Origin of the sequence: Bacillus hominis (assembly GCF_018332515.1) — a bacterium.
Taxonomy (GTDB): Bacteria; Bacillota; Bacilli; order Bacillales; family Bacillaceae_G; genus Bacillus_A; species Bacillus_A hominis.
This window is the reverse complement of record NZ_BOQD01000010.1, coordinates 21,104-44,632: the sequence shown is the minus strand read 5'-3', so window position 1 is coordinate 44,632 and position 23,529 is coordinate 21,104. Positions and strand designations below refer to the sequence as shown.

Below are 23,529 nucleotides of genomic sequence, written 5' to 3'. Positions count from 1 at the left end.
GTAAAATGTTATGGAATTACTATGTTTGTATTAATATTTAAAGATGTTAAAATTTAAAATAGTAGAAAATTACAGTTGTATAGGGGGTAATATTATTATGGAGTGGAAACGTTCCATATGCTTTTTAGCTATATTTTCTTTTATTTTTTCCTCAAGTACATCCGCACAAGCAAATGTTGTGGAACCAGTTTTAAAAAATGTACGAAGTTATAAAATTTATTATGGTGAAGCAAATGAGCAAGTAATTGAGAGACTTTCAAAGTATGACATGGTTATTATAGAGCCATATGCATTTACGAAAGAACAAGTTCAGCAATTAAAAAAATCAGGAACGGTAGTCCTTGGTTATGTTAGTGTTTTAGAATTAGAAGCGTGGCATAAGCCGCAAGTAGTTGAATCAGACTATTATTATAGAAACGGTAAGAAAATGAAGATTGAGCAGTGGGATACGTATATTATGAACTTAGCTGATGAACATTACCGTGGGATTGTTGTTAATAAGGTAAAACAACAAATTATTGGAAAAGGCATAGATGGTGTGTTTTTAGATACAGCTGGTGATATTGATGACTATTTTTATGATCAGCCAGCTACACAAGGAAAATTCCGAGAAGCATATGTAAATTTATTAAAAGAAATTAAAAGTGTTGATTCCAACCTCCTTCTTATACAGAATTGGGGATTTGATACAATCAAAAATACATCCTTGAATTTTATACATGGTGTATTGTGGGAAGACTTCGATAAACAAGTTATTGTAAAAGATGAATGGAGTCAAAATTGGATGCGCTATTTTAAACAACAAAGCAATAAAATTGTAACGTTTACCGTTACTCCAAATAACGTATCTAAAAAATATAGTTCTATAAATGGATTTATTCCTACAATTAATCCGAATGATATTTATGATAAATAGCAATTGTTCGGAATAAGAAACTATCAAGATTGATTATGGCAGTTTAGGTCAGTAATACGATTATCTTCTAAAGATGAGTGTATTACTGACCAGCCCCTATTACATAATAATGGACTTAATGAATTCGAACGAGCTGTTTATGGTATACTGTGTTACCTTCTTGGCTTGAATATGGTGGTAAGCTTCGTCCAGAGCAATTTGCAATAATGTTGGGGTGATCGTTATATGAAATTCGAATTTCATATAGATCTACAGTGTCATCTAAATCGGCGTAAAAAACGGCAAGGTTATTACTGTCGAGAGAGTAGGGGAAGCTTGCTTCTACATTTCCTCCGACTAGTACGGGAAGCTTTATTGGAGTAGAATAATTAGACCAATCCCATACTTCTATAGTTATGTGATGGGGATAGTATTTATCCAAGTTCACAATGTTAACTACAGCAGAAATAGTATTAGATTCTTTCGTTAAAACGCCAGTTGAACGAACTACATATCGAGGAATTCCATGATGAAACATATACATCTTACCTTTCTAAAGAAATTAATATGAATTTAAAATATTCTATGTAAAGGATTAGTAGAATGAACTAGTATAAATGAATCATTCTATTAATTCTCATGGAAATAAAAGGGGATAATTTAAAAATCATCCCAGGTCTTGTCTTGTTGTTAGAGTGCGTTTATAATCAAGTAATCCTATTAACTTTTTGATAGGATTATTTCTTTTTGAAAGCGTTTTTAATTCGCGGTATTAGGGGAGTGCTGTTACTTTCAAATACTGAAAGGTTGACTGAGATTAAACAAGAAATTAAAGGTAGTTTCATTTCACTTTTTAAGGTAGGAAGTCTGACTTTTCACATGAAAAACTATGTATGTAGTTTTAAGTAAGAAGAAAGATAATAAAAAATATGATTTTTTATATGGTGGGGAGGTTACAGTGTGAAAACATAAGATTTTCACACGAATATATATGGGTTACGTAGGATTATTACTTTCAGGTGCAGCTTTATTTTTAAATAGTCTTGTTATATTGGGCAAAGTAGAGATGAAAAGCGCAGGTGTCTTTAATTTATTTGTAGGGGCATTACAAATTATTATACCGTTTTATTTAATTATGATTTCTGATCAAAGTAATTGGACGGTATATTCATATGCAGCTACCTTTTTATTTGGTTTAACTTATTTATATGTAGGCGTTACTTTTATTAAAGGAATGGATAGTAGTGGACTAGGCTGGTTCTGTATTTGGGTAGCAATTATTGCCCTATTCTATATGGTCATTTCATTTGTTCAATTCCACGATGTTGTTAATGCGTTAACATGGTTTATGTGGGCATTACTTTGGTATTTATTCTTTGTATTAAATGCGCAAAAAAAGAATATCAATCAATATCTTGGCAGAATTGCATTTGTACAATCATGGGTAACATTGACGTTGCCCTCGCTCTTTTATTTTATGGGAGTATGGGGAGAAGGCTTCGTATATGAACTATGGGTTTATGTATCAGTAATTTCTATTTTATATTGCTGCTATTGTATTTTTAAATATCGAGTACGTTAAAGTATCGTATGTAAAAAGCATGGAATCTTGATAATGATTCCATGCTTTTTAATTATATTCATGTTTATAATTAAGGTAGTATTTTACAAAATAGGGGATGATGAAAGTGAAAAAAGTGTTGGTTCTAGGGGGAACAAGGTTTTTTGGTAAGCGATTAGTAGAAGCACTTTTACAAGAAGGACACGATATAACAATTGCGACACGAGGATTTACGGAGGATTCTTTTGGGGATACGGTAAAAAGAATTATAGTAGATAGAGAAGACGAGAAGTTACTGGAAGAGCGCTTGGAAGGTAAATGCTATGATGTTGTATACGATAATTTATGCTATAGCTCGAATGCTGCGGAAGTCATATGTAAAGTATTACGTGGTAGGGTGAAAAAATATGTTATGACATCCTCAATGGCGGTTTATGAGCCTACATTAAACTTGCAAGAAGAAGACTTTAATCCGTATACATATTCAATTACGTATGGTGATAGAGGGGACTTCACTTATGGTGAGGGGAAGAGATTGGCGGAAGCGGTGTTGTTTCAACGAGCAACATTCCCTGTCGTTGCGGTACGATTTCCCGTCGTTATTGGAGAAAATGATTATACGAAGAGATTACAGTTTTACGTTGAAAATGTTGTGAAACAAGAACCTATTGTCGTGGATCGTTTAGAAGGGAAATTGTCGTTCATACACGAAAAAGAAGCAGGAGAGTTTTTAGCATGGTGCGGAATGGGAAGCATTGAAGGTCCAATTAATGCTTGTAGTAACGGAGTGATTTCCATGGGAGAAGTTATTCGTTCCATAGAAGAAAACAGTGGGACAAAAGCTCTTATTCAAGAAGAGGGAGAGAATAAAGCACCTTATAATGAAATAACTAATTGTACGTTACATAATAGAAAGGCTCGCGAATTAGGATTTCCATTCCGAGAATTAAATACAGAAATAAAAAATGTTTTGCAGCATTACATAAATATACTGAAATAATCATAAAAAAGTTGGTGAAGGTAAAAAAATTCCTTAAGTCAAAAACATACTTATTTTTTCGGAAGTCAATAATAATTATAAAAATTTTCCGAAAAATATTACGATAAAAGTAACACTTTTGATTTCGTTTGTGACTCTTATTCTTTTTGCTTATACTGTAAAGTAGTAACGTTTTGTTGAAATAGAAGGAGATTGTTTATGAGTAAAACGAAACAATTAATAGAGGAAGCAAGTAATTTTATTACCGTTTGCTATAAGGAACTTAATAAAGAGCAATTAATAGAAGAGCGTATTGGAGAAATTCTAATAGAAATAGAGAAGACCGGAACGTATGAGCATACATTTGAAGAACTTGTTCATGGATCGCGAATGGCATGGCGCAATAGTAATCGATGTATTGGAAGACTATTTTGGAGTAAGATGCACATATTAGATGCGCGTGAAGTAAATGATGAAGAAGGTGTATATAATGCATTAATTCATCATATTAAATATGCGACGAATGATGGAAAAGTTAAACCGACAATTACGATTTTTAAGCAATATCAAGGTGAAGAAAATAATATACGAATTTATAATCACCAATTGATTCGATATGCAGGATATAAAACGGAAATGGGAGTGATTGGTGACTCTCATTCTGCTGCATTTACTGATTTTTGTCAGGAACTTGGCTGGCAAGGAGAAGGTACGAATTTCGATGTATTGCCACTTGTGTTTTCTATAGACGGGAAGGCGCCTATATATAAAGAAATCCCGAGAGAAGAAGTAAAAGAAGTGCCAATTGAACACCCAGAATACCCTATTTCGTCACTTGGAGTAAAATGGTATGGTGTTCCAATGATTTCAGATATGCGCTTAGAAATTGGAGGTATTTCCTATACAGCTGCCCCGTTCAATGGATGGTATATGGGAACGGAGATTGGGGCGCGTAACTTAGCTGATCATGATCGTTATAATTTACTGCCAGCCGTTGCGGAGATGATGGATCTAGATACATCTAGAAACAGTACGTTATGGAAAGACAAGGCACTAATTGAGTTGAATATTGCCGTATTACACTCTTTTAAAAAACAAGGAGTTAGTATTGTGGATCACCATACTGCTGCACAACAGTTTCAACAATTTGAGAAGCAAGAAGCAGCTTGTGGACGGGTTGTAACAGGGAATTGGGTGTGGCTCATTCCACCGTTGTCGCCAGCTACCACTCATATTTATCATAAACCGTATCCAAATGAAATTTTGAAGCCGAATTTCTTTCATAAATGATATTTAGTATAGGGTTTTTTTCTGCAAAATATAATTTTTTTAATTACTGTTACGTAGCAAATGGAAGCCTTTACTCTCGGTTATTTTTGGAAGGGGATTTTTGAACCAAGGAGTTCCTTATGTTATAATCAAATTTCTGTTTCGAAGACCTTATAGAAATATAAGGTCTTTTGTTTTGCTTTTTTATGTAATAGGAATAGAAGTTTTCTTTTAAATAAGGGATTTAGCATATTTTTAGGGACAACATAAGTGTGTGGAAAATCGATGAATTATTATGCTTATATAATCATTGTGTTTTGGGTGTAAACAATAAAACATAATAAGGTTGTTTTTTTAGATTGCTGAGGAAGGAGGAAGTGTAAATGAGGATGAAGAGTCGAAAAACGGATTGGCCTGTATTTCTTATTAGTGGTGGCTCACTTTTATTATTTGTAATTGCAGTTTTTTTAAATAAAAGTTACGTAGAGGGAGTCATTAATAGCAGTTTTGCAGCTTCAATTAAATATTTTGGTGCCTTTTGGCAGGTTTTATTAATCGGTACATTTGTTGTTGCTATGTGTATGGCGTTCTCGAAATATGGGAGAGTTAAACTTGGGGGGCTAGAAAAACCTGAGATTAGTACGACAAAATGGCTCGCTATTATTATGTCTACATTACTTGCCGGAGGTGGCGTTTTTTGGGCAGCGGCAGAGCCGATGTACCACTTGATGACGGTGCCACCAATACATGAAGGTATATCCGCTGGAACGAAAGATGCGGTAATGCCTGCTTTAGCACAAAGTTATATGCACTGGGGTTTCCTGGCTTGGACGATTTTAGGTACAATTAGTGCGGTAGTTATGATGTACGGACATTATCATAAAGGTATGCCGTTAAAACCTCGAACGCTTTTATATCCTATTTTTGGAGAGAAATTGCGAAAGAGTTGGCTTGGAACAATGATCGATGTGTTTGCCATTATTGCAGTAGCTGCAGGGACAATTGGTCCAATTGGATTTTTAGGACTACAAGCAAGTTATGGATTACAAGCATTGTTTGACATTCCTGATGTGTTTACTACTCAATTAGCTATTATTGTTTGTGTAGTAGCTGTTTCTACTATATCTGCGGTAACAGGAATTGATAAAGGGATTCAAATTATAAGTAATTTAAATGTTAGGTTAGCAGTTTTATTAATGGTATTCGTATTACTGTTTGGACCAGGTGGATTTATTATCGATTCATTTGTTTCTTCGTTTGGATTTTATATACATGAATTTATTCCAATGAGTACATATCGCGGGGATACAGGTTGGTTAGGATCTTGGACAATCTTCTTCTGGGGCTGGTTTATTGGATATGGACCGATGATGGCAATTTTAGTGAGCCGAATTTCAAGAGGAAGAACGATTCGGGAAATCATCGTTGCAATTGGAATTATCGCACCTATTATTACAACGTTTTGGTTTACTATATTGGGCGGGTCAGGTGTGTTCTATGAGTTAATGAATCCTGGTTCTATCTCGAACGCATTAAGTGAATCTGGTATGCCAGCAGCTATGATTGCAATTACAGAGCAACTGCCGCTCTCTAATATTATTGGACCTGCGTTTCTTTTATTAACAATTTTATTTGTAGTGACAACAGGAGATTCAATGGCCTATTCGATTTCAATGGCAGTGACTGGAGATGGAGATCCTAGAATTAGTTTGCGAGTTTTTTGGTCGCTTATTATGGGTACAGTTGCAGCGATCCTTTTATATATGGGAGAGGGAAGCATTAATGCCTTACAATCTTTCATTGTAGTGACAGCTGTTCCAGTATCTATTCTGTTATTCCCGATGCTATGGCTAGCACCTAAAGTTGCAGGAGAATTAGCATTAAAGCAAGGAATTGTAGAAGAAAAAGATAAAACGGCTTTCTTATTCCAGAGAGCTAGTAAATCAAAATAAATGATAAACAAACATTGAAAAGAGGAAGCATCTTAAATGAGATGCTTCCTCTTTTACGTTTAATCTAACACTTTTCCCTTTGTTTCTGGTACACATAATAGCATCGTAATCAATCCGATTGGATAGATGATAAAAATTAGGGACAATGCTCCAAGTAGATTGCCACCCGTAGCGAGTAATCCAATAATAACCGGTCCAAATCCAGCTAATCCACGCCCTGTGCCGAAAATAAAGTTTTCCGCTGTGGAGCGAGCTTCGGCAGGATAGTTTTCCGCTAAAATTGCCCCGAATCCTCCCATCATTCCATTTGCAAAGAATCCAAGTAGGGCGCTTCCCCATAACAATGATGTCGCATCTGTGAATAGGAAGAAGTAAATGAGGCAGTATATAGTACCACCGACATAATAGATTGTAAAAGTTTTGCGGCGACCAATTTTATCGGCTAGAATACCAAAAGTTGCAATTCCAATTAGCATGCCGATCGTAGAGATGAACATCCAACCGCTCGCTTTTGCTAATGTATAGTTATATTTATTCGCTAAAATAGTTGGCATCCATGTAAAAATTCCATAATACCCGAAGTTCTGGATGAATGACATAATAATAAGACCAATTGTTGTTATTGTTACTTTTTTATTTGCAAATAACTTTCGCAGTGGGAACTTTTTCATTTGTTTTAGTTGTTCTGCTTCAGCAGTTGTCAAATTACCTTTAGCTTCCTTTTGTAACAATTCCTTTTTGTAGCGTTGTTTTTGTTCCCATATTTTCGGTTCACTTAAACTTTTACGGACATAAACAGCTAATAAAGCGGGAATTAGTCCAAATAAGAAAACTGCTCTCCAGCCAAAATGCGGAACAATAAATGCTGGAAGGAGTGAAGCAATCAGGACGCCAAACTGCCAGCCAAGTGCAACAATTGATGTAGCTTTAGCGCGCATTTCTTTAGACCATGTTTCTGTTACGATGGCCATTCCAATCCCGAATTCACCACCAACACCCATTCCAACTAAAAAGCGAAGAATTAGTAATTGCCAATAATCTGTTGCGAAATAAATAAGTGCAGTTGCTAGTGAAAATAGTAAGATTGTAAAGGCCATTGTACGGATGCGACCGAATAAATCAGCAATAAATCCAAATAAATAGGAACCAATTAACATCCCAATTGTTGTGGCTAATGTTAAGTTCCCTCCCTCAACAGGACTAAGATGAAATTCTTTTAGAATGTAGACAAGTACGAAAGATAAGAGCAGCATATCTAATCCTTCTGCTGCATATCCTAGCGCAGAACCAAATAATGTTTTATATCTTTTCTCTTTCGTCTCCTCTGTTGTTGGTTGTACATCAGTAGTAATGCTCATTATTACTCCTCCTTATTTTCTTCTACAGTCGCTATGGAAGAATAACAAAAGGCCTTCTCACCTGATATGATGAGAAGGCCAAAAAATCATACGTGTCCTTTAAAAAAGAACACACGTATATTATATTCCGACTTCCTTCTCAACCTCACGGGGTTGGGTTAAAGGACTGTATTATATTACTTTATTTTTAGCACTCTTCTATTAGATTGTCAAATAAAGAGGGAATTGTTATGTGTAAAATATTTCAAAAAGTATTTCATTCTTCTTGACGGCTACTTCATTATTTTCCCATAATAAAACTAACTAATATAAAAAGGAATGAATCACAGATGTTAAATTTAGTACTTATGATGATTGAACGTGTCGGACTTATTGTTATTTTAGGTTTTTTACTCTCTCATACTAAGACATTCAGGCGCCTACTTCATAGGCAGGACGGATATATAGATAAGTTTAAGCTTATTTGTATTTTTTCAGTGTTTACAATTGTAAGTAATTACACAGGAATTGAAATTGCAGGGAATACGATTATGAATGAAAATTGGCTACAAGGTGTTTCTTCATCGAGTACAATTGCAAATACACGTATTATGGGTGTTGGAATTAGTGGATTGCTTGGCGGTCCTATCGTTGGAATGGGAGTAGGAGCGATTGCGGGTATTCACCGTTATATGCTTGGCGGGACGACAGCGGCAAGCTGTGCAATCTCGTCAATTTTAGCAGGAGTGATAGCGGGGTATATTGGATACATTTTCAAAAAATATAATCGTACAATTACGCCTAAATTTTCAGCGATTTTAAGTGTGTTTATCGTTTCTTTAGAAATGATTATGATTCTATTAATTGTAGAGGATGGAATGAGTATCGTGAAAACAATTGCGATACCGATGATCCTTGTGAATAGTTTCGGGAGCTTTATTTTACTTTCTATGATACAAGCTATTTTGCGTCAGGAAGAGAATGCGAAAGCATTGCAGACTCATAAGGTATTGCGCATTGCTGACAAGACATTACCATATTTCCGCAAAGGGTTAACAGAAGAATCTTGTAAACATGTGGCACAAATTATCCACCGCTTTACGGGAACAGATGCGGTATCCTTAACAGATACAGAGAAAATTTTAGCTCACGTTGGATTGGCATCAGATCATCATATTCCTTCACACAGTTTAATAACAGGTTTATCAAAATCTGTATTAAAAACAGGGAAAATAATGAAGGCGAAATCACGTGAGATTATTAATTGTCAACATGAAGGGTGTCCATTACAAGCAGCAGTTGTTATTCCATTAACTTCACATGGAAATACGATAGGAACATTAAAACTTTATTTTAAAAACTCTAATCAATTAAGTCGTGTTGAAGAAGAGTTAGCGGAAGGGCTGGCGAAAATATTCTCCACACAGCTTGAGTTAGGTGAAGCCGAGTTACAAAGTAAGTTATTGCAAGATGCCGAAATAAAAGCGCTGCAAGCACAAATCAATCCGCATTTTTTATTTAATGCAATTAATACAGTATCAGCTTTATGCCGAACAGATGTAGAGAAAGCGAGAAAATTATTATTGCAGCTTAGCGTGTATTTTCGTTGTAATTTGCAAGGGGCACGACAATTACTTATTCCATTAGAACAAGAGTTGAATCATGTACATGCATATTTATCGTTAGAGCAAGCGAGATTTCCGAATAAGTATGAAGTGAAGATGTACATTGAAGAAGCACTAAAAGTGACTTTAGTTCCACCATTTGTGCTTCAGCTATTAGTTGAAAATGCATTGCGCCATGCTTTTCCGAAAAAGCAGCCAGTGTGCCAAGTCGAGGTACATGTGTTTGAAAAAGAGGGGATGGTTCACTTTGAAGTGAAGGATAATGGACAAGGGATTGAGAGTGAACGTCTAGATCAATTAGGAAAAATGGTAGTTCCATCAAAGAAAGGGACTGGAACAGCTTTATATAATATTAATGAACGACTTATTGGGTTATTTGGGAAAGAGACAATGCTTCAAATTGAAAGTGAATTAGAGCAAGGGACAAAGATCCTCTTTGTAATTCCGAAAAAAGTAGAGGAGGAAAAACGGAGTGTTAAAAGTATTAGTAGTTGATGATGAAATGTTAGCACGGGATGAATTGAAATATTTATTAGAGCAAACAAAAGAAGTAGAGATAATTGGTGAGGCGGATTGTGTAGAGGATGCATTAGAAGAATTAATGAAAAACAAACCAGATATTGTTTTTCTAGATATTCAGTTATCTGATGATAACGGATTTGAAATCGCAAATATATTAAAGAAAATGAAAAATCCACCTTCAATTGTGTTTGCTACTGCATATGATCAATATGCGCTGCAAGCATTTGAAGTAGATGCATTAGATTACATTTTAAAGCCATTTGATGAAGAACGTATCGTACAGACATTAAAGAAATATAAAAAACAAAAGCAAATAAAGTTAGAAACAAAGCAAGATGTGAAGAGTGTAGATGTAACGACCGAGATGCATAAATTAGCATTACCAATTGAGGAATCAATTGTACTTGTTAACATTGAAGATATTATTTATGTAGGGCTTGTAGATGGGAAAGTAACGGTAAAGACAATAAAAGAAACATACGTAACACATGATACGCTTGTCATTTTGGAAAAGAAATTACCACAAACAATTTTTATGCGTGTTCATCGTAGTTTCGTTGCTAATATTAATCATATTACAGAAATACAGCCATGGTTCAATTCTACCTATAATTTAATCATGAAAGAAGGTTCAAAAGTACCTGTTAGTCGTACATATGCAAAAGAGCTCAAAAAGCTGCTTCGTATTTAAGAAGCAGCTTTTGTATTTCACTGTATAATTTTTGTAATTGGCTGTTTATATTTGACATTCCACTATGTAAACGCTTTCTTTTACATTTATATCCTATAAAATAAAGGTACCAAATCAAAAGAGGTGGCCAAAATGAGCACAAAAAAAGTATATGGTTTTCTATCACAAATATTCGTTTTTTCAGCTATTATGTTAGTTTCTAATATTATCTCAACCCATTTACCCATTCCGATGCCTTCATCAGTAATTGGGTTAGTCGTTTTATTTAGTCTATTATGTTTAAAGGTTATTAAATTGGAGCAAGTTGAATCATTTGGAACAGCCTTAACAGGTATTATCGGATTTCTTTTCGTCCCATCAGGTATCTCAGTTATTAACTCTCTTGGTGTAATGAGCCAAAATTTTGTACAAATCCTAACTGTAATCGTTGTCGCAACAATTATTCTACTTGCTGTAACAGGTTTATCTGCACAATTAATGTTAGGTAAAGATGACAAAGAAACAAAAGATACAAAAGAATTGAAAGTTGTAAACAAAGGAAGAAAACACGGAAAAGTCGCGTAACTATTTTAGAACATACATGGCTAGGAGGTAATGAACATGACAAGCACAATGACTCCATATTTCGGAATCGTCGTTTCATTAATTGCATACGGAATCGGAACGTTTTTATTCAAACACTCAAAAGGATTCTTCTTATTTACACCACTATTCGTAGCAATGGTATTAGGGATTGTATTTTTAAAGGTAGGTAACTTTACTTTTGAAGAATATAATACTGGTGGGAAGATGATTAGTTTCTTCTTAGAGCCAGCAACAATTGCCTTTGCAATTCCATTATATAAACAAGTTGATAAGTTAAAAAAATATTGGTGGCAAATTTTATCAGCTATCGTGATTGGATCTATTTGTTCAGTGATTGTTGTGTTCATTGTCGCAAAAGCGATTGGTTTAGATACAGCAGTAATGAACTCAATGTTACCGCAGGCAGCAACAACAGCCATCGCATTACCAATTTCTGAAAGCATTGGTGGTATTCCAGCAATTACATCATTTGCAGTTATCTTTAACGCAGTTATTGTATACGCATTAGGAGCATTATTCTTAAAAACATTTAGAGTGAAACATCCAATTGCAAAAGGTTTAGCACTTGGAACAGCGGGTCATGCATTAGGGGTTGCAGTAGGAATCGAAATGGGTGAAGTAGAAGCAGCTATGGCAAGTATCGCTGTGACAGTAGTTGGTGTCGTAACAGTGGTGGTTATCCCAATGTTTATGCCGTTTATCGGATAATAAGGTGAAACTTTAATCATTGGGAAGTGTCCATCCCAAAATGATTATTGGCCTTCACCAATCGGACTTTTACGAGCAGTTATCTCCCACCTAACTACCTCGTATTCGCCGAATTTTGAGGTAGGGGTCTTACCGCCCGTTAATGCGGGATAAAACTTACTTAAAAAAATATAAAAGCAAGCTATTTGTAGGACGGATTTCTACTGATAGCTTGCTTTTTATGTTACAGTAGTGGTAAGACCTATTGTTAGCAAAATGTAAGTTTCTTTAAATCTTCATTAATACTGTGTAGAATACGTTTTGAATTAGGTCATTGTATTGTAAAATAAGAAGTAAGCTACTGTATGGTTTTAGGAATTATATGATAGCTCATCTTCATATGAATGAATAAATTATAGGTAGAAAATAGAGAGAAATCTACTTATTAACGTTTTACTTTATAGGACAGGAGAGAGTACTCGCCGATTATGCAAATAAAAAACCTGTTTCAAAGCAAAGGATTTCAGAGGTTAATCGTATTAGTATTACTTGCTCTCATATTGTATGGGATGCAAAGTATGCTAAATTTAATTTTAATTACGTTTATGTTGACGTATTTAATGGATCGATTCCAAAAGTTTATTTCTCGTAAATTAGATCATTTTATGCCAATTAATCGGAAAATTATTATAGCGCTTTTATATGTAATGTTAGTGGCGGGAATTGCCATTACGCTATTTAAATATTTACCGGTATTAACAATACAAATTTCACAATTGATTTATCAATTCAATGTATTTTTAAGAAATCCACCTGATAGTGAATTAATTAAGTATGCAGTTAATGCTGTTAATCATATGGAACTTTCTAAATATGTAGGGCAAGGCGTAGACATTTTGTATAAATCCATTACGAATGTTGGGAAATTTGGCCTTCAAGTTTTACTTTCTGTAATTTTAAGCTTATTTTTCTTACTTGAAAAAGGGCGTATCGTTGCTTTTACTGCGAAGTTTAAAGAAAGCAGGCTTGCCATTTTCTATACTGAAATTGAGTATTTTGGAAAGAAATTTGCACGTTCATTCGGAAAAGTAATCGAAGCACAATTTTTAATTGCAATTGTTAACTGTGTTTTATCTGTTATTGCATTATGGATATTAGGATTCCCGCAATTACTAGGTTTAGCGTTAATGATTTTCTTGCTTGGTTTAATTCCAGTCGCAGGTGTTATTATTTCGTTATTCCCGCTTTGTATGATTGCTTACAATATCGGCGGTATTATGTATGTCGTTTATATTGTAGTTATCGTAACAGTAATCCATGCGCTCGAAAGCTATGTGTTAAACCCGAAATTCATGTCACAAAAAACAAATTTACCGATCTTCTACACGTTTATGATACTAATTTTCTCTGAACACTTTTTAGGTGTATGGGGACTAATTATCGGTATTCCAATCTTCATATTCTTATTAGATGTTTTAGATGTGACAAGTGATGAAATGGATCAGGATGTTGGAAAACAATAGAGTAAAGAAAAAGCATCGATATTCGATGCTTTTTCTTTTATAACATGGTGTTTCTTATGCCATACTGTAAGGAGAATATAGAATAGGGGTGAAATAATGGCTGTAAATGAAAAGATAGAATTAGCTACATTTGCTGGAGGATGTTTCTGGTGCATGGTTTCGCCATTTGAAGAGATGGAAGGGATTATACAAGTTGTTTCAGGCTATACAGGTGGCCATAAAGAGAATCCAACGTATAAAGAAGTGTGCTCGGAAACAACGGGACATTATGAGGCAGTACAAATTACATTCGATGCAAATAAAATGCCGTATGAAGAGTTGTTAAATATATATTGGAGACAAATTGACCCGACTGATATGGGGGGGCAATTCCACGACCGTGGACAGTCTTATGAAACGGTGATTTTTTATCATAATGAAGAACAACATAAAAAGGCAGAGATTTCAAAAGAAGAGCTTGAGAAGAGTGGGCATTTTTCGAAGCCGATTGCTACAAAAATATTGCCAGCTACTACGTTTTATCTGGCTGAAGAATATCATCAAGGCTATCATAAGAAAAACACATTCCGCTATGAGTTATACCGTAAAGGATCAGGGCGAGATGCTTTTATTAAACAGCATTGGCCAAAGAATAATGCCCATTTAAAAGAAAAATTAAACGAGATGCAGTTTTATGTAACGCAGGAAAATGGTACAGAACCACCATTTCGAAATGAGTATTGGAACTATCAAGAGGAAGGTCTTTATGTAGACATTGTTTCAGGGGAACCGTTATTTACTTCTTTAGATAAATTTGATAGTGGATGTGGATGGCCGAGTTTTACGAAACCGGTTATGTCAGCTAGCGTGAAAGAAAAAATGGATGTTAGTCATAATATGACGCGTACGGAAGTGAGAAGTAAAGAAGGAGACTCACATCTTGGGCATGTGTTTCCAGACGGTCCAGGACCAAATGGACTTCGTTATTGTATAAATTCAGCAGCTCTTCGATTTATCCCAAAAGAGGAGCTAGAGAAAGAAGGATATAGTGATTTCCTAATCTTGTTTGGAGATAAAAAATAACCTCGCAGTTAGCGAGGTTATTTCTTTTTATTTTACTTTTTTCTTTTTGAATTTGCTTAGTGCTTCATAAACGATTGGAACAATAAGAAGTGTTAATAACGTTGAACTCGTTAATCCACCAATTACGGTTACACCAAGTCCTTTAGAAATTAAGCCACTACCTTCAAATCCTAATGCAAGCGGGATAAGAGCCCCGATTGTTGCAATTGCAGTCATTAAAATAGGACGCAGGCGTGTTGCACCAGCTTCTAGTAATGCTTCACGTGTTGATACACCTTCATTTTCTTTATGGATAACACGATCGACAAGTACGATTGCGTTTGTTACAACGATACCGATTAACATAAGCGCACCAATCATTGCAGATACACTTAATGTTTCACCAGAGATTAATAAGGCGACAAGTGCACCAATGATTGTGAATGGTAGCGAGAATAAGATTGCAAATGGTGCAAGGGCACCGCCAAATGTAACGACAAGAACGAAGTATACAATGGCAATTGCAGCTAACATCGCTAAGCCAAGTTGTTTAAATGATTCTTGAATATCTTTTGTAACACCGCCCATGGAAACATCTACACCAGAAGGAAGATCCATTTTATCTACTTCTTTTTGAACGGCAGCAGACGCCTTTGAAACGTCATCCGATGTTAATTTCGCACTCACTTCCGCATAAACGCGGCCATCACGATGTTTTACTGTGTTAGAAGTTTCACCTTCTTTTACAGTCATCACATCTTTAACTGCAATTTCATTGCCAAGTGGTGTTGTAATTTTACGATTTGTTAAGTCATCGATCGTTTCATAGTTTTGTTTTTCAGTTTCTACATATACATTTACATCTTTACCGTCTTTTTTAATTGTTGTGAGAACAGGGCGATCATGTTGATTAGAAAGTCCCATTCCAATTTGAGCAGCAGTTAGCCCCATTTTACTTAACTTTTCTTGATCTGCGACTAAAGTGTATTCTGCATATGTTTTCGCAATACTAGAGTCTACATCTTTTAAGTCTTTATTTTTCTTCATGATATTTTGAATGTCTTTAACGACAGGTTTGATTTCTTCAGAGCTATCTCCATAAACGTATAGCTTAATTTCGTTACTACCGCCACTTGCTCCGAAATCTTGGTTTTTCCATTCGCCTTTTCCAGACATCTTTTGTAAATCTTTAACAACTTGTTCTTTCTCTTTTTCAAAGTTTTTCGTATCGTTATCATATTGAACGAAGAACATAGCTTGATTTGATTGACCAGGGCTCATTGGATTTTCTCCGCCTAATGAGAACTGAATTGTTTTTACATCTTTTTTATCTTGGAAGTGCTTCTCAGCTTTCGTTGCAATTTTTTCGACGTCTTCTAACGTTTGACCTGGTTCAGGTTTGTACGTTGCAATAATCATTTTCTCTTCTTCAGATGGTAAGAAGCTGACACCGATAATTGGTACAAGTGCAAGGCTACCTACTAATAGAAGAATAGCGATACTTGATGTAATAATTTTGTGATTTAAAGCCCATTCAAGTATACGTTTATAACCGTTTGCTAATTTACTTGGTTTTTCTTCATGATGTACCTCTTTTTCTCGCATGCTCTCTTTCTTGAATAAGGAGTGAGCTAGCATTGGTACGATTGTAACAGCCACTAGTAACGATGCTAATAAAGCAAAGACAATAGTTAAAGCGAATGGTAAGAACATTTCACCAATCATACCTTTTACCAGTCCAAGCGGTAAAAATACAGCGATTGTTACAATTGTAGAAGACATAATTGGGATAAACATTTCTTTCGTAGCTTCACGAATTAAATCTTTCCCGCGTAGTTTTTCTTCTGATAACGACATACGTCGATAAATATTTTCAATAACAACAATGGAGTCATCGACGACACGTCCGATAGCGACTGTCATTGCTCCAAGTGTCATAATGTTAAGCGTAATATCCATTTGTTTTATTACTAAAACTGCAATTAATAAAGAAAGTGGTATAGAAACGACAGAGATTAGCGTTGTTCGAATGTTTCGCAGGAACAACATAATAATAACAATCGCAAAGATAGCACCGAAAATAGCTTTGCTAAGCATTGTTTCGACTGATTTTTCAATAGGCGCACCTTGATCGAATGTTGAAATAATCTCTAAGTCTTTATATTTTTTCTCAAGGTCTTTTACTTTATCTTTAACTGCATTTACAACATCAACTGTATTCGCATCAGCAGCCTTCACAATTTGAATTCCGATTGCTTCTTTTCCATTTGTTCGAGAAATGGACTCTGCTTTTCCGACTTCTTTAATATCAGCAATGTCTTCTAATGTAACCGTTGGTATGCCGTTCATAGCGGCTGGATTCATCTGTGGTGTTTGTGCTCCAGCACCAGCGTTTTGATTACCTTGACCATTCGGTGATGAAGGGATAGCTGGAATTTTTAATTCTTTTAATGCTTTAATTGTTGTAATGTTACCATCTACAACCACTGATTTTTCCGTATCTTTAAATGTATACAAGCCAAGTGGTAACGATACGTCCGAACCTTTAATAATATTTTTTACGGTATCTTCACTTAAACCTAATTCTTTCATCTTATCTTTTTTGAAGACAAGCTGTACTTCGTCTACTTGTTGACCTGCGATTTGAACAGATGCGACACCATCAAGTCCTTTTAATCCAGGAATAACATTTTTTTCTACATTTTCTGTTAAGGCAGCTAAAGATTCATTTTTACTCGCTACGCTTAATGAAATAACAGGAAAGGCATTAAAGTTTACTCGTGAGACTTTCGGGTCTTTCACACCTTCTGGCAGTTTCACGTTTGCGAGCGCTTCTTTAATTTCCGTTTCGGCTTTTTCCATATTTTTATCAAAATCATATTCCACCTGAATAGAAGATGCGTTTTGATAAGATGATGAACTAACAACGTTTACACCGCTTAAATTTTGGAGTTGCTCTTCCATTGGTTTTGAAATTTTATCAGCGACTTCTTCTGGTGTAGCACCAGGATAAACCGTAGTTACTGTTACAATAGGCGTTGTAATATCAGGAATTGTTTCTAACTTCATATTCATCCCAGAATAAATGCCTGCAATGGTAACAATAATGGTTAGTAGCCAAACTGCGAACTTATTTTTTAACGAGAAATTGATGAGTTTGTTCATGTTTGCGCTCCTTTTTTATTGTATTGACCAACTGGTCAGTCTAATACATAATATAACTGACTGATTGGTCAATCGTCAATGAAAAGAGATGGTATAATAAAGTGAAACTGTGAGGAACGAGATTTTTTACTATTCCTTACTGAAGCATTATCTTTTATTAATCGAGATTCTATATAGATAGTAGGCCCACAAATACCTATTTTGTCCCGCTGAATTTTTGGATAGGGGTTTTGCTACTTGCTAATATAAGATTAAATTGAATTTTAATTTACATAAGATGCGAAATTAAGTTTAGGAGAGAAGATATGAAAGAAAAAGAGCGCTTAATTATAGAGATGGCTATGAAGTTATTTGCGACTAAGGGTGTAAACGCAACGTCAGTACAGGAAATCGTCACAGCCTGTGGTATATCAAAAGGGGCTTTTTATTTGTATTTTAAATCGAAAGATGAGCTTTTATTAGCGACACTTCGATATTATTATGACAAAATCCAAAAGAAAATGCTGGATATTGAAAAAGAGTCGTTATTACCACGTGAAAAATTTGAAAAACAATTATATTTTCAGTTTACTGATGTGCAAAAACATAAAGAATTTATTATTATGCATGCAAGAGAAAATGCCATTCCATTTAATAAAGAAGTAGAAGAGTTTATGGTGCGGATGAAGTTAGAATCTCATGCATTTTATCGGAATAGCCTACTGTCTATTTATGGTGAAAAGGTCAGCCCATATTTATTAGATTTGGTAATTATGGTGGAAGGGATATGCCACGGTTATTTACAATTAATTATTTTAAATGAACCGGAAATTAATTTCTCTCATGTTGCTTCATTTATTTTAAAAAGAGTAGACGATTTAGTAGAAGGGCTTCTAGAGTCTTCGGAGGAGCCTGTTTTAAATGAAGAAAAGATGGGGGAGTTTTTTTGTAGCTCAGAGCTTATTAAAGAACAGGTGAAAGAGCATTTTTTAAATGAAATTATTATATTAAAACGAACATTAGCAGACCAACTGGAAAATGATGAGGTTTTAGTCACTTTAGATGTTTTAGAATCTGAAATGAGAGTTCAAAATCCGAGGATTCCAGTTATTCGAGGGATGTTAGCGAATTTGGAAGCGTATAATGATTTGAATGATTTTAGATTAAGGTTAGCCCGATATTACTATATAAATTGAGACTGTAAACAGTGGGATTCTAATCCCACTATTTACAGTTTAAAATAAGTTTTTATTTTACATTTTGAAATTTATACATGTCACCATAAACGTTGGTGTCATTGTATATAAACAATACAATATCTGCATTTTGTTCTTCTATTTGCTGCTTCACACTTTTTCCTTGAGTGTAACGAGGATCAATAAAAGTTGTTTTAGCAAAATTACGTGCAAATAAAGGATATGTAGCATCAGCATACGAATCTTTTAAGATAACGATGTGTAAATCGTTGTCTGCCTTTTCATTAATGATGTTTATTTCAGGGAAATCAGTCTGATAAACACTAGCATATCCAGGGGCAGGAATATCTTTTTCTTTTCCGTAAAACTGAGCCATAGATTCCTTAGCGGTATCATCTTTAATGGCGCCATAGTAAACCGTGTAGTCGTCCCAAGATTCACCGGAATTATAGTGGACATATGGAATTTGTACAGATGAAGTATCAATTAAGCGGTACAATTGATTATTCCAGCTACCAACAAACTTTCCTTTCGGTTTTTCCCAGTTAATGGTGTAGTCGTCTTTATTTATTGGTTGTCCTTTATATTTGTTTGAATGAGAATTAATAAAATTCATCGTATCCTCATACGCATAAAAGGCACCTTCCATATTCCAATGATGGTCTGTAGTTAAATACATTCGTTCTAGTTCTTTGTTAGTAAATCTTTCTTTAAACATGGGTAATACATCAATAATAGGGAATTGCGTTTCTACCAATTTCTCAGCAAGGTGATCTCTAAGTATTTGTTCGTACCCAAGATTTAGATAAGATGGAAGCTTATATTGTAAAGCTGTTTGCTTACTAGGAACTAGAGAAAAATAAAATTCTGTTTGTGGAAAATCTTTTTTCAAAGTGTTTAATTCATGAACCCCGGCATCAACATCGTTTAAATGATTTTCCATATTAGGTCTATTAAAAATAAATTGATCATTTGTAACATGAATGTTGTTTACGAATGTTCGATTCATAGACAGTTGGAACTTTATATAACTTTCAAGAAAGAAATCTCTAGGTCCAATATGATCTGTAAAATGTGTTTCGATACCTTTAAATAATTCTCCAGTTTTTATAGTGGAAGCATTTACAGCAGGTTTAATTGCTAAGTTTCTGTTCTCAAATTCAGAAAATGTCTTTTTATCTATAAGGATAACTTTTGCTGTCCAAATACCCACTCCAAAAATAACTGTAAGAAACCCCATTATTAAAGTGAGGTTTTGAAATTTTTTCATAGTGAACCTCCTTTAAAAACGGAAATAAATAAATGGATTATAAGTTGCATTTGTTAGGAATACTAAAACAATGACTAAAATACTTAAATAATATATTGGCGATAAAACAGCAAATCTTTTTGTTGATAACACTTTTTGTAACCATGGAAATACGGGCGCTGCAGTAATAATAGCTAATAGGAAAATGCCCCAATAATTCATTACATAGAAATAACTATTAATATCTGTTAACGGACCGTTAAATCCGAACATGGATTTTAAAAATTCAAGGCAATAACTGAAATTATCTGCGCGGAAAAATACCCATCCAATAATAACTAAAAACATAACGTAAATATGTTGGAGAGGACTCCATAATTTTTGAAGTAGATTTTCAAGTCCTGCTTTTTCAAGTGCAATTAGCATTCCATAATAAATACCCCAAATCATAAAGGTCCAACTGGCACCATGCCAAAAACCAGTTAACCCCCATACGATGAAGAGGTTACGATAAATTTTCCAAGTTGTAACGCGATTTCCTCCAAGAGGAATATAGACATAATCGCGGAACCAAGAACCGAGCGAAATATGCCAACGACGCCAAAATTCAGAAATGGATTTTGAGATATATGGATAATTAAAGTTTTCTAGAAAATCAAATCCAAACATCTTTCCTAATCCAATTGCCATGTCACTATATCCAGAAAAATCAAAGTAAATTTGTAGCGTATAGGCAATGGCTCCCATCCAAGCTAATGATACACTCATATCAGAAGGGTTCATTGCGAAAATCTCATCGGCTATAGCACCTAATTGGTTAGCAATTAAAACTTTTTTCCCTAAACCAATAATAAAACGGCGAACTCCTTCAGAGAATTTTTCGGCATCAACAGTTCGCTGGTGTAATTGGTGAGAAATTGTATTATAACGAACAATTGGTCCTGCTACTAATTGTGGAAATACAGTAAAGTATAAAGCCAAATCAAAGATATTTCGTTGAGCATCGACTTTTTTCTTATAAATGTCGATAATATAACTCATCGCATGGAACGTGAAAAATGAAATACCAATTGGTAAAGGTATTTTTTCAAGAATAATATTGGTATGGAAGATAGAATTAATATTATCCACTAAAAAGTTTGCGTATTTAAAATATCCTAAAATAGCTGTGTTCATTACAATTGCAAACGTTAATAATAGTTTTCTTTGCCCATTTGTGAAGCGACTATTCCCTAACAAGATACCAAACCAATAGTTAACAAAGATAGAGAACAGCATTAGGAAAACATAAATGGGTTCGCCCCAAGCATAAAATACTAAACTAAAAAATAATAAAACTATATTTTGTAGTTCTTTGCGTACAGCATAATAAATTAAGAGTACAGCGGGTAAAAATAAACATAAAAAGACAAGGTTACTAAATACCATTTCAATTAATTCCTCTCCTATTTTATTTAAATGATACCAAAATTATCTTTAGAATGTAAGATTATAAAATTTAGGATATCATTTACATTTTTAATTTCTTTATATTGTGAGAGGTTCTCGTAAGTGGTGAGAGAGAAAAAAATCATTATGTATAAAAAAAGGCCGTCCCTAAATATCTTTTAGGAACGGTCCGTTTTTACTGACATGAAATAATTTAGTTGTTTTTTTCTGCCCACTCTTCAACATTCCAAACTTTTGTTATCCAGTCTTCATAGAAGTCGGGTTCGTGACATACAAGAAGAATTGTCCCCTTATATGCTTTCATAGCTTTTTTAAGTTCTTCTTTTGCTGTAACATCAAGGTGGTTCGTTGGCTCATCGAATAGTAGCCAGTTACTTTCTTCACCCATTAGTTTACATAAGCGAACTTTTGCTTGTTCCCCACCACTTAATTGATTTAATGGGCGAGAAATATGTTCATTCTTCAATCCACATTTCGCTAACATTGCACGAATTTGATGTTGGTCCATGCTAGGGAATGTGTTCCAGACGTCATCAATTGGTGTTATATTATCAGCTTTAACTTCTTGCTCGAAGTATGCAGGCTCTAAGAAGTCACCAAGGCTCGTTTTACCACTTAAAGGTTTATTTTTTCCTAAAATCGTTTTTAGTAATGTTGATTTACCAACACCATTACATCCAACGATAGCAATTTTTTCACCGCGTTCAATTGTCATTGTTAGTTTTGGTAGTAATGCGTGTGTATATCCGATTTCTACATCTTCACCTTCAAAGACGAAACGGCTACTCGCACGACATTCTTTAAATGAGAATTCTGGCTTAATTGCCGTTTCAGGACGATCAATAAGCTCCATACGATCAAGCTGTTTTTGACGACTCTTTGCACGACCTGTAGTTGAATAACGAGCTTTGTTCTTCGCAATGAAGTCCTCTTGCTTTTTAATAAACTCGCGCTGCTTTTCATAAGCGTTTATATGTTGATTTTTATTGATTTCTGCTAGTTCTAGGAATTTTTCGTATGTCGCTGTATAGCGCGTCATCTTCGTGAATTCTAGATGGAAAATAACATCAACACATTTATTCATAAATTCCGTATCATGGGAAATTAATAAGAATGCATGCGGGTATTCTTTTAAATAATTCGATAACCAATTAATGTGTTCAACGTCTAGATAGTTGGTAGGCTCATCGAGTAATAATACTTCTGGTTGTTCAAGTAATAGTTTAGCAAGTAATACTTTTGTACGTTGTCCACCACTTAGTGCTGAAACATCACGATCTAAACCGATTGCATCAATTCCAAGACCCCGTGCTGCTTCTTCGATTTTCATATCTAGTAAATAGAAACCGCCTGCTTCCAGAGCATCTTGTATTTCGGCCATTTGCTCAAGAAGGTCCTCTAATTCTTCTGGTGTAGCTGTTCCCATTTTTTCTGTAACTTCATTTAACGCGTTTTCTTTTTCAAATAAAGGTAAAAATGCGTCTGCTAATACATCACGGATTGTACGACCAGGTGTTAAAATTGTATGCTGGTCTAAGTAACCGTAATGTGTACCTGGTGTCCACTCTACGCGACCTTGGTCGTGAATAAGTTGACCAGTAATAATATTCATAAATGTTGATTTACCAACACCATTTGCACCGACTAATCCAACGTGCTCACCTGCTAGTAATCGCATAGATACATCTTTAAATAATGTACGATCACCAAATGTATGTCCTAGTTTTTCGACTGTTAATAAGCTCATAGTATCCTCCGTCCAACTTGAAATAGTACCTTGAATCATGATACTAAATTCTTTCATATAATGCTATCATTTCAAAA

At 34.7% G+C, this 23,529-nt stretch carries 18 protein-coding genes; 12 read left to right on the top strand and 6 right to left on the bottom strand.

Annotation, left to right across the window (positions count from 1 at the left end; all coding sequences use genetic code 11):
- The first annotated feature begins 97 nt into the window (after positions 1 to 97).
- Positions 98 to 916 carry an endo alpha-1,4 polygalactosaminidase gene (locus tag KI356_RS02020; protein WP_128283065.1) on the top strand — a complete coding sequence of 273 codons (819 nt, stop codon included), beginning with the start codon at positions 98 to 100 and terminating at the stop codon, positions 914 to 916.
- 115 nt (positions 917 to 1,031) lie between these two features.
- Here KI356_RS02020 and KI356_RS02015 read toward each other — a convergent pair whose 3' ends face one another.
- Positions 1,032 to 1,433: a hypothetical protein gene (locus tag KI356_RS02015; RefSeq protein ID WP_212934668.1), complete on the bottom strand. Its 402-nt coding sequence runs from the start codon at positions 1,431 to 1,433 to the stop codon at positions 1,032 to 1,034.
- A 453-nt stretch (positions 1,434 to 1,886) separates the two neighbouring features.
- On the opposite strand from KI356_RS02015, the gene KI356_RS02010 reads away from it, so the two are divergent.
- The 4 genes from KI356_RS02010 to KI356_RS01995 all read left to right on the top strand — a co-directional run bounded on the left by KI356_RS02010 (position 1,887) and on the right by KI356_RS01995 (position 6,656).
- Positions 1,887 to 2,477, top strand: coding sequence for an AmiS/UreI family transporter (locus KI356_RS02010; protein ID WP_128283063.1), 591 nt, complete (start codon positions 1,887 to 1,889; stop codon positions 2,475 to 2,477).
- Positions 2,478 to 2,577: 100 nt separating this feature from the next.
- Positions 2,578 to 3,456 (top strand): NAD-dependent epimerase/dehydratase family protein, encoded by an 879-nt coding sequence (locus KI356_RS02005; RefSeq protein ID WP_212934667.1) that lies wholly within the window; start codon positions 2,578 to 2,580, stop codon positions 3,454 to 3,456.
- A 198-nt stretch (positions 3,457 to 3,654) separates the two neighbouring features.
- Positions 3,655 to 4,725 (top strand): nitric oxide synthase oxygenase, encoded by a 1,071-nt coding sequence (locus tag KI356_RS02000; RefSeq protein ID WP_212934666.1) that lies wholly within the window; start codon positions 3,655 to 3,657, stop codon positions 4,723 to 4,725.
- Positions 4,726 to 5,087: 362 nt separating this feature from the next.
- Entirely contained in the window at positions 5,088 to 6,656 is a 1,569-nt protein-coding gene (locus tag KI356_RS01995; RefSeq protein WP_128283060.1) for a BCCT family transporter, read from the top strand.
- 59 nt (positions 6,657 to 6,715) lie between these two features.
- Here the strand turns inward: KI356_RS01995 and KI356_RS01990 are convergent, their stop codons facing one another.
- Entirely contained in the window at positions 6,716 to 8,014 is a 1,299-nt protein-coding gene (locus tag KI356_RS01990) for an MFS transporter (protein WP_212934665.1), read from the bottom strand.
- A gap of 329 nt (positions 8,015 to 8,343) precedes the next feature.
- On the opposite strand from KI356_RS01990, the gene lytS reads away from it, so the two are divergent.
- From lytS to msrB, 6 genes are all read left to right on the top strand, one after another.
- A complete protein-coding gene (gene lytS, locus KI356_RS01985; RefSeq protein WP_128283058.1) occupies positions 8,344 to 10,113 on the top strand; it encodes a two-component system sensor histidine kinase LytS in 1,770 nt (589 codons plus the stop codon).
- The gene (locus KI356_RS01980) at positions 10,091 to 10,831 is read left to right on the top strand and encodes a LytR/AlgR family response regulator transcription factor (RefSeq protein ID WP_212934664.1); all 741 of its coding nucleotides are present in this window, start codon (positions 10,091 to 10,093) and stop codon (positions 10,829 to 10,831) included. Before lytS ends, KI356_RS01980 begins: the two co-directional genes overlap by 23 nt.
- Before the next feature lie 132 nt (positions 10,832 to 10,963).
- The gene (gene lrgA, locus KI356_RS01975) at positions 10,964 to 11,395 is read left to right on the top strand and encodes an antiholin-like murein hydrolase modulator LrgA (protein WP_212934663.1); all 432 of its coding nucleotides are present in this window, start codon (positions 10,964 to 10,966) and stop codon (positions 11,393 to 11,395) included.
- A 36-nt stretch (positions 11,396 to 11,431) separates the two neighbouring features.
- The gene (gene lrgB / locus KI356_RS01970) at positions 11,432 to 12,124 is read left to right on the top strand and encodes an antiholin-like protein LrgB (RefSeq protein ID WP_097902491.1); all 693 of its coding nucleotides are present in this window, start codon (positions 11,432 to 11,434) and stop codon (positions 12,122 to 12,124) included.
- A gap of 467 nt (positions 12,125 to 12,591) precedes the next feature.
- Positions 12,592 to 13,626 (top strand): AI-2E family transporter, encoded by a 1,035-nt coding sequence (locus KI356_RS01965; RefSeq protein WP_128283055.1) that lies wholly within the window; start codon positions 12,592 to 12,594, stop codon positions 13,624 to 13,626.
- Between the two features lie 96 nt (positions 13,627 to 13,722).
- Positions 13,723 to 14,688: a peptide-methionine (R)-S-oxide reductase MsrB gene (gene msrB, locus KI356_RS01960; protein WP_212934662.1), complete on the top strand. Its 966-nt coding sequence runs from the start codon at positions 13,723 to 13,725 to the stop codon at positions 14,686 to 14,688.
- A gap of 27 nt (positions 14,689 to 14,715) precedes the next feature.
- Here msrB and KI356_RS01955 read toward each other — a convergent pair whose 3' ends face one another.
- Complete coding sequence (locus tag KI356_RS01955; protein ID WP_212934661.1) at positions 14,716 to 17,832, bottom strand: efflux RND transporter permease subunit; 3,117 nt, start codon at positions 17,830 to 17,832, stop codon at positions 14,716 to 14,718.
- Positions 17,833 to 18,137: 305 nt separating this feature from the next.
- Between KI356_RS01955 and KI356_RS01950 the strand changes: the two genes are divergently transcribed.
- Positions 18,138 to 19,007, top strand: a complete 870-nt coding sequence (locus KI356_RS01950) for a TetR/AcrR family transcriptional regulator (RefSeq protein ID WP_128283052.1) — start codon at positions 18,138 to 18,140, stop codon at positions 19,005 to 19,007.
- 52 nt (positions 19,008 to 19,059) lie between these two features.
- On the opposite strand, the gene KI356_RS01945 is transcribed toward KI356_RS01950, so the two are convergent.
- The 3 genes from KI356_RS01945 to KI356_RS01935 all read right to left on the bottom strand — a co-directional run bounded on the left by KI356_RS01945 (position 19,060) and on the right by KI356_RS01935 (position 23,509).
- The gene (locus KI356_RS01945) at positions 19,060 to 20,277 is read right to left on the bottom strand and encodes an alginate O-acetyltransferase AlgX-related protein (protein ID WP_212934660.1); all 1,218 of its coding nucleotides are present in this window, start codon (positions 20,275 to 20,277) and stop codon (positions 19,060 to 19,062) included.
- A 12-nt stretch (positions 20,278 to 20,289) separates the two neighbouring features.
- Positions 20,290 to 21,684: an MBOAT family O-acyltransferase gene (locus KI356_RS01940; RefSeq protein WP_212934659.1), complete on the bottom strand. Its 1,395-nt coding sequence runs from the start codon at positions 21,682 to 21,684 to the stop codon at positions 20,290 to 20,292.
- A 214-nt stretch (positions 21,685 to 21,898) separates the two neighbouring features.
- On the bottom strand, positions 21,899 to 23,509 hold the full coding sequence (locus KI356_RS01935; RefSeq protein WP_128283049.1) for an ABC-F family ATP-binding cassette domain-containing protein: 1,611 nt from the start codon (positions 23,507 to 23,509) through the stop codon (positions 21,899 to 21,901).
- Positions 23,510 to 23,529 lie beyond the last annotated feature (20 nt).